Annotated in this window: 19 protein-coding genes; 14 read left to right on the plus strand and 5 right to left on the minus strand. The window is 47.3% G+C overall.

The window, feature by feature from the left end; all coding sequences use genetic code 11:
• Positions 1-164 precede the first annotated feature (164 nt).
• Positions 165-755: a YdeI family protein gene (locus NIES2104_RS10560; protein ID WP_058998183.1), complete on the plus strand. Its 591-nt coding sequence runs from the start codon at positions 165-167 to the stop codon at positions 753-755.
• Positions 756-963: 208 nt separating this feature from the next.
• Here the strand turns inward: NIES2104_RS10560 and NIES2104_RS10565 are convergent, their stop codons facing one another.
• On the minus strand, positions 964-1659 hold the full coding sequence (locus NIES2104_RS10565; RefSeq protein WP_058998184.1) for a PHP domain-containing protein: 696 nt from the start codon (positions 1657-1659) through the stop codon (positions 964-966).
• 361 nt (positions 1660-2020) lie between these two features.
• On the opposite strand from NIES2104_RS10565, the gene NIES2104_RS10570 reads away from it, so the two are divergent.
• Positions 2021-2863 (plus strand): sensor histidine kinase, encoded by an 843-nt coding sequence (locus NIES2104_RS10570; RefSeq protein WP_058998185.1) that lies wholly within the window; start codon positions 2021-2023, stop codon positions 2861-2863.
• Here the strand turns inward: NIES2104_RS10570 and NIES2104_RS10575 are convergent.
• Together NIES2104_RS10575 and NIES2104_RS10580 are read right to left on the minus strand one after the other, a co-directional pair.
• Entirely contained in the window at positions 2829-3545 is a 717-nt protein-coding gene (locus NIES2104_RS10575; RefSeq protein WP_058998186.1) for a response regulator transcription factor, read from the minus strand. The two genes, NIES2104_RS10570 and NIES2104_RS10575, sit on opposite strands and share 35 nt — an antisense overlap.
• Positions 3546-3594: 49 nt before the next feature.
• Positions 3595-4536 (minus strand): glycosyltransferase family 2 protein, encoded by a 942-nt coding sequence (locus tag NIES2104_RS10580; protein WP_058998187.1) that lies wholly within the window; start codon positions 4534-4536, stop codon positions 3595-3597.
• 33 nt (positions 4537-4569) lie between these two features.
• On the opposite strand from NIES2104_RS10580, the gene NIES2104_RS10585 reads away from it, so the two are divergent.
• The 9 genes from NIES2104_RS10585 (at position 4570) to NIES2104_RS10625 (ending at position 10633) form a co-directional block, all read left to right on the plus strand.
• Positions 4570-5064 (plus strand): TIGR00725 family protein, encoded by a 495-nt coding sequence (locus tag NIES2104_RS10585; protein WP_058998188.1) that lies wholly within the window; start codon positions 4570-4572, stop codon positions 5062-5064.
• A gap of 72 nt (positions 5065-5136) precedes the next feature.
• Positions 5137-5397 carry a hypothetical protein gene (locus NIES2104_RS10590; protein ID WP_058998189.1) on the plus strand — a complete coding sequence of 87 codons (261 nt, stop codon included), beginning with the start codon at positions 5137-5139 and terminating at the stop codon, positions 5395-5397.
• Between the two features lie 74 nt (positions 5398-5471).
• Positions 5472-5891: a fasciclin domain-containing protein gene (locus tag NIES2104_RS10595; protein WP_058998190.1), complete on the plus strand. Its 420-nt coding sequence runs from the start codon at positions 5472-5474 to the stop codon at positions 5889-5891.
• A gap of 44 nt (positions 5892-5935) precedes the next feature.
• Positions 5936-7186: an MFS transporter gene (locus NIES2104_RS10600; protein WP_058998191.1), complete on the plus strand. Its 1251-nt coding sequence runs from the start codon at positions 5936-5938 to the stop codon at positions 7184-7186.
• A 6-nt stretch (positions 7187-7192) separates the two neighbouring features.
• A complete protein-coding gene (locus tag NIES2104_RS10605) occupies positions 7193-7525 on the plus strand; it encodes a rhodanese-like domain-containing protein (RefSeq protein WP_058998192.1) in 333 nt (110 codons plus the stop codon).
• 109 nt (positions 7526-7634) lie between these two features.
• On the plus strand, positions 7635-8693 hold the full coding sequence (hrcA, locus tag NIES2104_RS10610) for a heat-inducible transcriptional repressor HrcA (RefSeq protein ID WP_059001656.1): 1059 nt from the start codon (positions 7635-7637) through the stop codon (positions 8691-8693).
• A gap of 13 nt (positions 8694-8706) precedes the next feature.
• Complete coding sequence (locus tag NIES2104_RS10615) at positions 8707-8895, plus strand: type II toxin-antitoxin system Phd/YefM family antitoxin (protein ID WP_058998193.1); 189 nt, start codon at positions 8707-8709, stop codon at positions 8893-8895.
• A 99-nt stretch (positions 8896-8994) separates the two neighbouring features.
• Positions 8995-9279, plus strand: coding sequence for a hypothetical protein (locus tag NIES2104_RS10620; RefSeq protein WP_192843574.1), 285 nt, complete (start codon positions 8995-8997; stop codon positions 9277-9279).
• Positions 9280-9334: 55 nt separating this feature from the next.
• The gene (locus tag NIES2104_RS10625) at positions 9335-10633 is read left to right on the plus strand and encodes a glutamate-5-semialdehyde dehydrogenase (RefSeq protein ID WP_058998195.1); all 1299 of its coding nucleotides are present in this window, start codon (positions 9335-9337) and stop codon (positions 10631-10633) included.
• A 20-nt stretch (positions 10634-10653) separates the two neighbouring features.
• On the opposite strand, the gene NIES2104_RS10630 is transcribed toward NIES2104_RS10625, so the two are convergent.
• Positions 10654-11349: a type 1 glutamine amidotransferase domain-containing protein gene (locus NIES2104_RS10630; protein ID WP_059001657.1), complete on the minus strand. Its 696-nt coding sequence runs from the start codon at positions 11347-11349 to the stop codon at positions 10654-10656.
• 88 nt (positions 11350-11437) lie between these two features.
• On the opposite strand from NIES2104_RS10630, the gene NIES2104_RS10635 reads away from it, so the two are divergent.
• From NIES2104_RS10635 to NIES2104_RS10645, 3 genes are read left to right on the plus strand one after another with little or no spacing between them, the layout of a single operon-like run.
• Complete coding sequence (locus NIES2104_RS10635; RefSeq protein ID WP_058998196.1) at positions 11438-12283, plus strand: LysR family transcriptional regulator; 846 nt, start codon at positions 11438-11440, stop codon at positions 12281-12283.
• A gap of 47 nt (positions 12284-12330) precedes the next feature.
• Positions 12331-13194 carry a M48 family metallopeptidase gene (locus NIES2104_RS10640; RefSeq protein WP_058998197.1) on the plus strand — a complete coding sequence of 288 codons (864 nt, stop codon included), beginning with the start codon at positions 12331-12333 and terminating at the stop codon, positions 13192-13194.
• 6 nt (positions 13195-13200) lie between these two features.
• A complete protein-coding gene (locus tag NIES2104_RS10645) occupies positions 13201-13536 on the plus strand; it encodes a TMEM14 family protein (RefSeq protein WP_058998198.1) in 336 nt (111 codons plus the stop codon).
• An 85-nt stretch (positions 13537-13621) separates the two neighbouring features.
• Here NIES2104_RS10645 and NIES2104_RS10650 read toward each other — a convergent pair whose 3' ends face one another.
• Entirely contained in the window at positions 13622-14221 is a 600-nt protein-coding gene (locus NIES2104_RS10650) for a hypothetical protein (protein WP_058998199.1), read from the minus strand.
• Position 14222: the final 1 nt, after the last annotated feature.

Here is a 14222-nt window from a genome sequence, read left to right on the forward strand (position 1 = left end):
GTAAATTTTCTGAGTTCAGGTGCGCTATTTTCAGTAATATTGAGGTCTTCTTTTTGAGAACTGCAATAATTTCCACACATCATACCGTGAAAGCCACCAGGATGTAGACGCAACCCTTAAGGAATTGTTAATTCTCCTAAGTAAGAAAGTCAGCATTTTCAACCATGCCCAGATTTGAAGACCAGCTAGAAAAAATAGAAGTGATCGACCGCGCCACTTGGCGAAATTGGCTGCAACAAAATCATGAAACTGCGATCGGAATTTGGCTAATTTACTACAAAGTGAAAAGCAGTAAGCCGAGCGTCCGATATCCTGAAGCTGTAAAGGAAGCGCTTTGTTTTGGCTGGATCGACAGTAAGGCGAAATCGCTCGATGACGATCGCTATATGCAGATTTTTACACCTCGAAAACCCAAAAGTGTTTGGTCAAAATTGAACAAGCAATACATCGACGAATTAATCGAACAGGGCTTAATGACCGAAGCGGGGAGTAAAAAAATTGAAGCGGCAAAACTCGATGGATCTTGGACTTCTTTAGATGCGATCGAGGCGCTAATCTTACCGCCAGATTTGATCGAAGCGTTGGGAAAAAATGCGATCGTACAACAAAATTTCGAGGCGTTCAGCAACTCGACAAAGAAAGTGATTCTCTATTGGATCGAGAGCGCGAAACGATCTGAGACACGACAGAACCGAATCGAAAAGACGATCATCGCTGTTGCTCAGAATCGATCGCCCCTCGATCGAACTCCTTAAGAGGACGTTTGAAAAGTTCTTGTTTGTCGCAACGTCCCGCCCTGAAATAGAATTTCGGGCTAATCGGCGAAAGTTCTTTGAAAAGGACTAAGAGACTGAAACTGGCTCCCAGTCTACTTCAGTAGACTTTCGTCGGTTAGCCCGAAATTCATTTCAGGGCGGGAGGCAAACGAGAGCGAAAAGACTTTTTATACTTTTCAAACACCCTCTAAAGCCGCTGTAACAAGCTCATGCCATGCGTATCGGTTCCACAAGAACTGAGCAATCCAAGCTCTGTCTTTAACTCTGTCACCCGCGTCGTTTCTTTCGGGCTGGGCATCCAGGGCTTCGGATTGTTGTAGGCGTAAAACGTTTCCACCCCATCAATTCCGACCATCGCAGCGGCTGGAATCAACTCATTCGCCGATCGACGATATCGAGCCGGATGCGCCAACACCGCAAGCCCGCCTGCTTGATGAATTGCTCGAATCACTCGCGCTGCCTGAGCACGATCGCCTTGAGGAGCCGACCCTTGAAGATAAGACGCGATCGCACAATGATCTGGGTCAAACGCAAATCCTAGAATGTGCACCTCAGTTTCGAGCAGTCGAGATGTAATTTCAGTGCCCGTCCAGAGATGCGGTAAATCTGTCCCGGATTGCGCCTGCATGTAGCTCTGTGCGGTACGGTATCCGCTGATCTGATGGTGATCCGTGATTGCGAATCCTTTGAGCGATAAATCGATCGCTTGTTGCGCTAACGCTTCGGGGTGTAGCTGCCCGTCCGAGTGCGTTGTGTGCATATGGAAATTGTAGGTGAGCGGGCAACTTTCAGCCGTCAGTGAAGCGAAAACCTGTCGTAGCGCTACCGCATCCTGCGCGGCGGGTAAGGTTTCAGTCGAACTCGAAGCAAGATCAGCAGTCATAAAGCGCCTCAAACGTTACTGCCATGTCACGGGACTATATCTAATGTAATGTACTGCTTAAAAAATCGTTTCAGTATTCAACACTCAGGGTATTGAGTATACCTGATGTCATTCATCAGTCACATTGGCAAAACTGGCACAAGTGGCATTTATGCGACACCGCATTCGATGATAGGGTATATAACCAATCCCCCCTAGATGCATTTTTAAATGAGTTCCCGCCTGTGGTAGTGTTCCTGTGACTTAGCCGTAATTCGGCGCGGCGCATTCTTGCAGCACTCTGCGGGACGAATTGATGTCGCCCTCTCTCAATCGTCCTCACAGCGGCATATCGGCTGATTTTGGTTGAGTTCCTGAGACTATGATTTCTAGTACGAATAATGGCGGGTTCGCCCAGCAGGTGGAAGCAATTCGGCAACGTCTTGCCTCAATTCGCGATCGTCTCTTGGCACAGTCTAGCGTGAGTTCCCCAATCCAGACTGAGATTCAGCAAGAGCTACAGTCTGCGATCGATGTCTTGCAGACGGCACGATCGATGATTCAACAGGCGGAATCGAGTTCGACGATCGAGCAATTACGAGCTTCGGTGCGTGAGAAGGAAACTCTACTGCGTGAGATTCATCACCGAATTAAGAACAATTTGCAGATTGTGACGAGCTTGCTCGATTTGCAGGTGATGAGAACGCAAGATACGGATGTTCAGGCGCTGTTACGGAGTAATCAGAGCCGAATTAGTTCGATCGCGCTAGTGCACGATCGACTCTCACAATCGAGCAGTACTCATTCAATTCGATTGGGTGAATATGTGCAGAGTTTGGTGCCCATGTTGATTCAAACTTACGCGATCGAGCCGAATCAAATCACGCTCAGAACGGCGATCAGCGGCGAGATTGAACTCGCTTCAAATCGAGTTGTTCCGGTCGGACTAATTTTGAATGAACTGATCTCGAATGCGTTGCGACACGGACTGGCAAACCGAGGCGGCGAAGTTTCAATCCTGCTGCGCGTTGAGAATTCGCAAATTACGCTCACGGTCAGCGATACGGGCGATCGATTTCCAGCGAATTTTGATCTAAACGCGCCTCAAACGTTAGGATTTCAGATCATCAATTCGCTGGTGCAGCAATTGAATGCCAGTTTAGGAGTCGATCGAACTCCCAGAACTGCAATTACGATCCGGTTTGACGCTGCTGATCCGGAGTAGTCAGTCCATGTTCGAGCGCGAATCGAACGAGTTCCGTACGGCTATTGGTTCCGGTTTTGCTGAACAGGCGGCTGACGTATTTCTCGACGTTGCGAACACTGGTATCGAGACGACGGGCGATTTCTTTGTTCATCAAGCCATCAACGACGAGATCTAAAACGCTCTGTTCTCTCGGCGTGAAATCGAGTTTCATCGGAGCCGGAGTTTGGACGATCGCGCCTCGTCCCTTCAATTCGGCTTGAATTGCAGCAATTTGGCGAGACAGATCAGCCAGGTTCACATTTTCATCGCTGCTAGTGGACTTGAGATCGGCACGTTGTTTGAGCAGGCGAGTGACGATCGCAACGAGTTCATCCGGATCAAACGGTTTCGGTAAGTAAGCATCACAGCCCGCATCGTAGCCTTGAATGCGATCGCTTTTCATGCCACGAGCGGTCAAGAAAATCACAGGTAACGTTTTGAAGCGGGCATCGTCTCGAAGCTGCTTGAGAAATTCATAGCCGCTCACCTGGGGCATCATCACATCGGTGATCACCAAATCCGGCTGGACTCGCTGTAAGGCTTCCCAACCTTCGCGCCCATTGGTGGCAGTGTGAACGGTGTAACCGCTGTCTTCGAGATAGGCTTGTACCGCTTCCCGGAGTCCAGGTTCGTCATCGACTAATAAGAGTTGCTCCGGCATAATTCGATCCTAGTAACGCATTTATTCAAATTTAGCGAATTTTGTGCGGTTAGGATTGGGATGCAGGAATTGGAAGAGATTCGATCGTGCGAGCTTCGTCGGAAAGTTTTGCCTGTCGTTGTCCTTCGGTACGCGCTTGGAGACAGAGTAGTCCGATCGGTGTGTTGATTAGGTCAACAAGATTCGCTTTGCCTGCGAGGAGTTTGAGAGAAGCGATCGGTAATTCTTTTAGCATCCAGCGCATCAGGCGATATCGATACTCAGAAAAATTCGGTTCTCGCATCAAATCGACACCGTGAAGTTCGTGCAAATAGCGGTTTGAGCGTCCATATCTGCGCCACTGGCTTTGGAGTTCCGCTAACGTGGTTCGATGACGGTGACGCACGATCGCGCTTTCGGCAAATTGTAATTTCCAAGCTGTTTCACGCAGGATTCGCCAGCAAATATCCGCATCGCCGCCTGTGGTGAGATAAGGACGAAATAAGCCGATTTGTTTGAATGCTTCTAATCGGATGGCAAGATTTGCAGTTTGACCGTAGGCGCAGAAGGGATGATTTAGGGTGTGTTTTTGAGAAAGGGTTTCTTGTCGATCGGCATATTGTTCTAAAACAGTATTTCCAGGAAGCGCTTTGATTTCTCCTGCCACTAAGCCGACAGCCGGATCGCTAAACGGCTGAATCAAATCAGTGAGCCAGTTCGCTTCAGGGCGACAATCGGCATCGGTAAAGGCGAGAATTTCTCCAATAGCGTTCTGAATCCCTAAATTTCGGGCAGCGTAAGAACTTTGAATTTGGGATTGATTGAAGACTCGAATGCGATCGCTTTCTGCGGCTTTCAACAATTCAGCAGTGCGATCGTTACTATTGTTATCGATTAATAGACATTCAAAATTCGAGTAAGTCTGAGCGTTCAAACATTCGAGCAAAGCGGGTAAATCTGATTCCCCGTTGTAGATGGGCACAATCACCGAAACCGATGGTAAAAAACTCATATCCAGATTGCAGAATTCGATTCTGATGTCAAAATGCCCAAAACGATCGTGGGAGTCATGGGAGTAGGAGAGCAAGCGACTCCACAAGAAATTGAAACCGCCTACCAACTCGGTCAACAAATCGCACAAGCCGGGTGGATTGTCTTAAGCGGTGGGCGAAATGTTGGGGTAATGGATGCGGTTAGCCGTGGAGCGAAAAGCTGCGGGGGAATGACGATCGGGATTTTGCCGCGCGTTGATTCAGAAATGTCATCCGCGATCGACATCCCCATCATTACGGACATGGGAAACGCTCGAAACAATATCAATGTCTTATCGAGTCATGCGATCGTGGCGTGTGGCATGGGAGCGGGAACGGCTTCGGAAATTGCTTTAGCGATCAAAGCCAAGAAGCATGTGATTTTAATGACTGACGATCGGGAAGCCCAGAGATTTTTTCGATCGCTCAATCCAGAATTGGTCAGTATTGCAGAAACGGTCGAAAATGCACTGAATCAACTCAAGGTAATTCTGGCGACACAGAAATAATTCAACCTCGCTGGTCAGCACAAAATTACCAACATACAATGAAGCATACTAGCGACAAAATAGGGTAGAACTGTGGACAACAAGCCAGAGCAACAAAAGGAAGAATTCTTTTACCCGACCGCATCTTACCGAGGTGATTTCACTCCAGAGCACTTAGTTTTCAACGCCAACCTACAAGAGTTTGCGAATCGCGTTTCTTTGCTGTGTGGACTCGAAACTTCCGGGAAAATTCCCCCTGGAGAAGCGTATCAGCAAATCAAAACGCTATGGCACGAACTGAAAGAATCGAAAAAGAACCTGCTCGATCGCGCTAACGAGTCGCCTGATAGTTAACTTCTCTCTTTCGTTCGATGTAAATTCGATCGCACTGTTCTTTTCTAAGAAGAGGAATAGAACAGAACACTACTATGGCAAATCTTCTACAAACTGCTTCTGAAGCAGGATCATTCAAGACATTATTAAGCGCGATCGATAAAGCGGGCATCGGTGCAGAACTCGAAAATGCAGATGGAACCTTTACGCTGCTGGCTCCCACCGATGAAGCCTTTTCCAAACTGCCTGAAGATACCTTAAACGCACTTCTCGCAGATTTACCGAAACTGCGTCGCGTGTTGAGCTATCACGTTCTAGACGGAGATGTCAGATTTGAGGATTTGACGGAAATCTTTGAAGCGCCAACTTTAGAAGGATCAGTGATCGCAGTCGATCACGAAGGCGGCATCAAGGTCAATGATATCGCGGTCACGAAAGCGGACATTCTGGCGGACAATGGCGTGATTCATGCGATCGATGGTGTTCTCATGCCTGCGATTCTCGCTGGAAGCTGACAACTTTGATATTCTAAGATCTCTTATTCATCAGGAATCGGGCATTGAGTACTTTTGCCAAATTAAGCGCTCAGACGAAACAAAATCTGGGCGTTTTGTTTACTGCGGGATTGTTGTTTTGGGCGAGTTTGGCAAGTTTGTTGCCGACTTTGCCGCTTTATGTGAAGTCGATCGGTGCACCAGATAGTCAGCTTGGGATTGTCATGGCATCGTTTGCGATCGGGCTTCTCCTCTTTCGTCCCCAAGCGGGCAAAATGGCGGATCAACAAGGTCGCAAGATTGTTCTATTAATTGGCATCTCAGCGGCAACGATCGCTCCGGTGTGTCATTTGTTGACGCAATCGATCCCGATTCTGATGATTGTTCGAGCTTTCCACGGGATTAGTATCGCCGCATTCACGACGGCATATAGTTCACTTGTAGTGGACATTGCGCCACCTGATAATCGCGGTGAACTGATTGGCTATATGAGCTTAGTCAATCCGATCGGGATGGCGTTAGGTCCGGCGATCGGGGGTTATTTGCAAGAGTTTACCAGTTACGCACCTGTGTTCGTGCTGAGTTCGATTCTCGGCATGATTAGTATGACTTGCGCGATGTTTGTGAAAGCGCCGCCTCTACAGCATCAACAGCAGAATCAAGCCTCAGACAAACTGTTCTGGCGATTGTTATTGACTGATCGTATTCGGATTCCCACCGTCACAATGTTGCTGGTCGGAGTCGCATTTGGCGCGATCGCAACGTTTGTTCCTTTACACATCAAGGAAGCGAATGTCGGATTGAACTCCGGACTGTTCTATACAGCGGCAGCAGTCACCAGTTTTATGACGCGGTTTGTGTCTGGAAAAGCCAGCGATCGCTATGGACGCGGGCGATTTATCACAGCCGGATTGCTCAGTTATGCGATTTCGCTCATTGTGTTAGCTTTGGCGAATTCTGCTCCGTTGTTTCTCTTAGCTGGAGCACTTGAAGGAGTCGGCGGCGGTACATTCTTACCGATTATGATCGCGCTGGTTGCCGATCGCTGTCAGCCGTACGAGCGGGGGCGAATCTTCGGGCTATTTGTGGGCGGGTTCGATGTTGGGATTGCGCTGGCGGGTCCAATTTTAGGCAGTGTCGCAAGTGCGATCGGCTATCGGGGATTGTATGCGGTTGCAGCAGTGGTCGCGTTTTCTGCTTTGATCGTATTCATGACACTTTCGAGTAAGAGTGTTGCTCATTCGTTCCGGTTTGCGTTGGGATATGGCAAAGACCTCTATGCCATTCCAAAAGATGAACTCCTAATCAAAGCTTGATCCACAATGTCTTTTTCTCAAATCACTGTTCAAGATCTCGCTCAATGTGTTGACAATCCGAACATTCAACTGATTGATGTTCGCGAACCTTGGGAGGTTGAAACCGCCTCGCTTCCATCATTTCAAAATCTGCCACTCAGTGAGTTCTCCCAATGGTCAGAGCAGATTCACACTCAGCTTGATCCTGAAGCTGAAACTTTAGTGCTCTGTCATCATGGCGTGCGATCGGCACAGATGTGCAGTTGGCTCGTGCAGCAGGGATTTACGAACGTGAAAAACATTTCGGGGGGCATTGATGCTTATTCCGCAGTGGTCGATCGTACAATTCCGCGCTACTAGAAATTTCGTCGGTTTTGCTACGACATGAAACATGAATCTAAAGTAAAAATAAGGAAAGTGCTATCTTAGTCTCAATCCGAGTAAAGCGCGATCGTGTTTCAAAATGTCAATTAAACCCCCGCTTAATAATCGTCAACAGCAAGTTCTCTGGGCAACGATTCGACATTACATCGCTACGGCGGAACCTGTAGGATCGGGTGCGCTAGTGAAAGAATTTAATCTCAGTGTGAGTTCTGCCACGATCCGGAATGCAATGGGACATCTGGAAAAGGTAGGACTCTTGTTTCAACCGCACACTTCAGCGGGTCGAGTGCCCTCTGATTCGGGCTATCGAATTTATGTTGATCAATTGATTCAACCGTCTCCAGGAATCGCGCTTCAACTGGAGCAACTGTTGAGCGATCGATTAAATTGGGACAAATGGAGTTTTGAAGCAGTCCTCAAAGGAGCCGCACAACTGCTTTCAACCCTGAGCGGCTATATTGCGATCGTCACGATGCCAATGACGCACACGACGCAATTAAAGCATCTCCAACTGATGCAAATTGATTCGACTCACATCATGTTAGTCGTCGTGACGGACACGTATGAGACCCAATCGATTTTGATGGAATTGCCGCCTTCAGAAGCTGATCCAGAAGTCGTCGATCGAGAATTGAAAATCCTCTCAAACTTCTTATCAGAACAGTTGCGCGATCGATCGCTTTCGGAGTTACAAACATTAGATTGGGGTGAATTGGGGCGGGAGTTCGATCGATACAGTTCGATGCTGACTTCTGTACTTGCTGATTTATTACACCGTTTAGCTCAGTCCTCTTTGCCGTCTCAATTGATGATTAGCGGTGTTTCTGAAGTTCTCCGTCAGCCTGAGTTTTCCGAATTAAATCAGGTACAAATGATTTTGCAATTGTTGGAAGAAGAGCAAGATCAGCTTGTCCCGTTGATTTTTGATCAGCCAGATTCAGACGGTCGGCGGGTTTCAATTCGGATCGGATCAGAGAATCCTTTAGAGCCGATTCGGGCTTGTTCGTTGATTTCTTCGACTTACAATCGGGGAATCGTTCCGGTTGGAAGTATTGGGGTTTTGGGTCCAACTCGGATGTTGTACGAAGATACGATCGCGCTTGTGGAAGCCACTGCTGATTATCTCTCTGAAATACTGAGCTAAAAGAGAAAAATCTATGGTAAGTGTGACGATCGATGAGATTCAACGCGATCCACTCAAGTATTTCCAGCAAGTCGAAGCAGGTGAAACGCTGATCATCATGAGAGCAGTTATACCGATCGCAGAACTCAGACCTTTTGGCTTGTGTGCGGGAGAGTTTATGGTTCCGGCTGATTTTGATGCACTGCCAGAAGATATTCTTTGATTCACACTCGTCATAGAAAAGTTGCACATTGCCTATTGACTTTATTTTGTTTAGATATAAAGTTATGTAAAAAGAAGGCATAGAAGGATTCCGGTTGCGGTGATGAATGCAGTGGGTGTGAAGAAAGATGCAAACGAAACCATAGACCGCCACCACATCAATCAAATCAAGCAGAAACTCAAGGAAAAGTTTAGACATCAAGCGTTTAGTGCAACAGACCTCAGAAACATTGCCTCTGGACAATCAGAGTTAACGCTACTGATCGAGGATTGGCACTTAAAAGAAGTCCACATCAACCTGATTTATGCGTTGATTGAGCTTTTCCAGGAGGAGCAGCTTGATATTGTCGATCGCTATTCCTTGCAATTCCGGATGAAAAGCTAAACTTCTGAGACTTCGCAATCTTCGGTATGATTGATGGGTTGCATTTCGATGAATCATGACTGCGTTTACTGGAACTTCGCTCACGACTTTGGCACAACAAACTCAAAAGGCGGCGCGACAGCTTGCGGTGACATCGACCGAAGTTCGGAATGATGCGATCGCGAAAATTGCCGATGCGCTAGAAGCGAATTCCAGCGAAATTCTCGCAGCAAACGCGGCAGACTGTGAAGCAGCAAACTCAGAAGGAATTGCATCAGCGTTGTACGCTCGGTTGAAGTTGGATGAGGCGAAACTGAAAAGCGCGATCGTCGGTGTGCGCGATGTTGGAAAATTACCTGATCCAATTGGAGCGATTCAAATTCATCGCGAATTAGATGAAGGATTGATTCTGAAGCGTGTGACTTGTCCGCTCGGTGTATTGGGCGTGATTTTCGAGGCGCGACCGGATGCGGTGATGCAGATTTCGAGCCTTGCGATCAAGTCGGGAAATGGCGTAATTCTCAAGGGCGGAAAGGAAGCGATTCGATCGTGTGAAGCATTACTTAAAGCCATTCATCAAGGACTATCACAAACCGAAATTGATCCGTCTGTGGTGCAACTATTGACAACACGAGAGGAAACGCTGGAGTTATTAAAACTCGATCAGTATGTGGATTTGATTATTCCACGCGGATCGAATTCATTTGTGAAATTTGTGCAGGATAATACTCGAATTCCAGTGCTCGGTCATGCTGATGGAATTTGCCATTTGTATGTCGATCGAGCCGCTGATATTCCCAAAGCGATTAAAATTGCCGTCGATTCTAAAACGCATTATCCGGCAGCTTGTAATGCGATCGAGACTTTACTGGTACATTCTGCGATCGCGTCGGAATTTTTGCTCGAAGTCGCTCCCGCACTCCAAGCGAAAAATGTTGAACTCCGGGGCGATGAGCGAGTCCGCGAAATTTTGAACGTTCCAGCGGCAACTGAAACGGACTGGGCAACGGAATATAGCGATCTGATTTTGGCGATTAAGATTGTGGACTCGACGGAAGACGCGATCGCGCATATCAATACGTACGGATCGAAACATACTGATGCGGTCGTGACTGAAGACACCAAAACTGCTCAGCAATTTATGGATCAAGTCGATGCTGCGGGTGTGTATCACAACTGTTCGACGCGATTTGCGGATGGATTTCGCTATGGATTTGGGGCAGAAGTTGGAATCAGTACTCAGAAAATGCCGCCACGGGGTCCAGTTGGTTTAGAAGGATTGGTGACGTATAAGTATCAATTGGTCGGGAATGGTCAAATTGCGGCGACTTATTCGGGTGCGAATGCAAAACCGTTCACACATCGGGATTTATGAACGGTTTGGATATGTAGAAATTAAGCAGTCGCGAGTGTTTCAGAAACAGGTGTGAGCAATTTAACCATTGCTTGAGCAACTCCGATCGCAGAAGCGGGATTTTGACCTGTCACTAAACGATCTCTGACTACAACCTTTTCTTGAAAATTCGCAGCTTTCTCAATCGTTGCACCTCGATCGATTAACGTTGATTCGAGCAGAAACGGCACCACTTCAGTCAGTTCAACGGCAGATTCTTCCTCATTCGTAAACGCTGCAACTGTTTTTCCAGCAACTAAATACTGATTGTTCAGCTTCAAGTTCACTAATCCAGCGGGACCGTGACAAACTGCGGCAACGATGCCACCTCGATCGTAGATTGTTTCTGCAATGCGATCGAGTTCTGGCGTATTCGGAAAGTCCCACATCGTGCCATGTCCGCCTGCGTAGAAAATAGCATCATACTCAGTCGGATCAATTTGATCAGGTCGTTTTGTATTCTCGACTTGAGACATTTTTTCAGGATTTTCAACAAAGGCTTGATTTAGTGGATCGCTCAGATCAACACCAATCATCGGAGCTTTGCCACCTTTCGGACTGACGTAATCGATCGCGAAATTTGCTCGATCAAAGACTGCGACTGGATGACTCACTTCTGGAAGATAGAAGCCCGTTTCTTTGCTTGTGTTTCCTAACGTGTCGTGGCTAGTCAGAACAATCAGAACTTTCTTAGACATCATTAATTCCTCGGTCAACAACTTCATCCTAGAGAGAGTTTGACTAAAATACAAATTATGAAAATTGGATGATTCTATAAATCTATTTATGGTTAATCTCGAATGGTATCGGAGCTTCGTCGCGGTGTACCGAGTCGGAACTGTTTCGGGAGCCGCAGAAAGTTTGTACCTCACTCAGCCTGCGGTAAGTCAACATATTGCAGCATTAGAAGGAATGTTAAAGGTGGCATTGTTTCAGAGAATGCCGCGTCGAATGTTACCCACTGAGGCGGGAAAACGGCTCTATACTCGTGTTGTGAATGCGATCGAGACTCTAGAATCCGTTTCACCTCTCACAGAGTCGCCTTTAATTCGATTAGGAACACCCAGCGAATTTTTTAGCGAATATGTTTTAAAGCGATTGAATCAAGACACTAATTTCGCTGTGCAGTTCGGACTTGTACAGGACTTGATTGAGCGACTGTTAGCCGATCAGATTGATTGCGCGATCGCAACTCAAAAAGTCGCTCATTCTGCGATCGAATATCATCCCATCTATGAAGAAAGCTTCTGGCTCGTTGCTCCACCGAACGTTGAGATTGAGCGATCGGAACAATGGCTTCAACAACAATCTTGGATTGCTTACGGTGAAGACTTACCAATCATTCGACGGTTTTGGCGCGTTGTGTTTGGACGGCGTTTAGAAGCGAATCCTCAGTTTATTTTTCCAGATCTGAGAACAATTCGAGATGCGGTTTCTCAAGGTTTAGGAGTCAGTGTATTACCTGATTATTTATGCACAGATTGGATTGAGCAGAATCGATTAACGGTAGTGCTAAAACCAGAAAAAGCGGTCACAAATCAGATTTGGTTAGCCTATCGGAAATCAGAACGTCGATCGCACTCAGTTCAATTTTTACTCGATCGACTTTCAGATACCGACCAAGAGCACTGAGGGAGTTCATTCGCTATACTGAAAGTCCGCCATCGTCTATACAATTTATGTCCTTCTCAAAGTCAGCACTCGTCGGACTTAGAGCCGATCAGTTCCGCCATCCTTTAGATTTAGAGGCAACAAACGCACTGAAGCAACTACCCGGATTAGATTTAGCAATCCGAACGCTTCTCGGTCCGATCGCAGAACAGTTTTTCTATCTAGAAAATATCGCTTCCAGCATTCTTGTCAGCGAACAACAGCTTCCAGACCTTCACAAGCTGCTCGTTGAAGCTGCTCGAATTCTCGACCTCGAAGCCCCACAGCTTTATGTTCGTCAGCATCCGGTTCCAAACGCCTACACCTTCGCGATGCGTGGTAGACAACCGTTTGTCGTGATGCACACTTCGCTGATCGAACTGCTCACCCCCGAAGAAATTCAAGCGGTGATCGCTCACGAATTAGGACATCTCAAATGTGACCACAGCGTCTATTTGACCCTCGCGAATGTTCTCGTGTTAGCTGCCGGACAACTGCCATTCCCGATCGGTGGAGTCATTACCCAAGGCTTACAAGCGCAAATTATGAACTGGGTGCGCTGTGCAGAATTTACCTGCGATCGCGCTGCCCTCCTTGCCACTCAAGACCCCCGCATCACCATGTCTGTGATGATGAAACTCACAGGTGGATCACCGACATTAGCAAAACAGTTAAACCTTGATGCCTTCATCGCTCAAGCCCGCGCTTACGATGACATCAGCAAAACTGAAATGGGTGAAATGCTCAAACAGCTTCAAACCGCCCAACTCTCGCATCCGGTTCCGGTGCTAAGAGCGCGAGAAATCGATCGCTGGGCAAGCTCCCAAGAATATCAATCCTTGATCGATGCGAAATCAAAAGACGCTGCAAGAGGCGGCTGGCGTAATTGGTAACATCCGATGATCTGGACAATTCTAATCGCGCTTTATGGATTATTAATTGCGATCGGCGGCATCATTGGCTATACGAAAGCCAGAAGCCGCATTTCGCTCATGATGGGACTAGGTAGCGGCGTTGCCCTTTTATTTGCGGCTTACGCCACCACAACGACCCCGACAAATCGAGTCGGGGCATTATTCTTCGCAAATTTGGTCGCGATCGCGCTTGCGATTTTCTTTGGTTTTCGCTGGAGAACAACTCGAAAGTTTATGCCAGCGGGACTGATGTCGATTTTAAGTATTGCAGCGACGATCGCCTTTACCGTTGGGTTTATCACTACGGCATCAAATTCTTGATCGGATTAAATCTGGAACAAAACGATACCTTATCGCCTTTACCAAGTGAAATGCGATCGATGGGATGCTGGAGTTAGACCGTCTATCAAGCTGAAACCATCCAAATCAACATGCCCAAGACCTGATTCACAGGTGGAATTGGGTATTCCATCAAATCAAACGTCGCGGTTTGTCCTTCCAATTGCATAAATTTCCAAGCGCCTCCATTGGTGACACAGCCGTAAATCGTCCGCAACAGGTTCCCGTCTGCCTCATTGAATTTCTGAGCCGCAATCATTTCTGCTAAGCATTGCCCCATGCCTGATTTGAGATCTGCTTTTTTGGCTTCGACAATGATCACGGCTGGAGCTTCGATAAACATCTGTTCCGGCGATCGACTCAGAAGAAAATCACATGTTCCAGCCAGTCCAAGTTCGGGCGCAACAGTGAAATCTTCTCCAGAAAACAAGCTAATTTGGCGATCGAGCCGTCTGCGAACTTCCATCAAGACCGGACTGATAATCAACTCCGATCGCGCTTTCTCTGATCCGGTTGCCAGTGCAACAGGTAGCCCTTCAGCGAGTTGTTCTAGCAGTAGATGACTCGGTGCGATTGGCTCGATTTCAGGCAAAAAGCTACCGCCCTCAACCAATGTCAGATTAAAGTCGTGTTTCACTTTTCGCAAGCTGAAATCGCTGTATGCCATC

Origin of the sequence: Leptolyngbya sp. NIES-2104 (genome assembly GCF_001485215.1) — a bacterium.
Classification (GTDB): domain Bacteria; phylum Cyanobacteriota; class Cyanobacteriia; order Leptolyngbyales; family Leptolyngbyaceae; genus Leptolyngbya.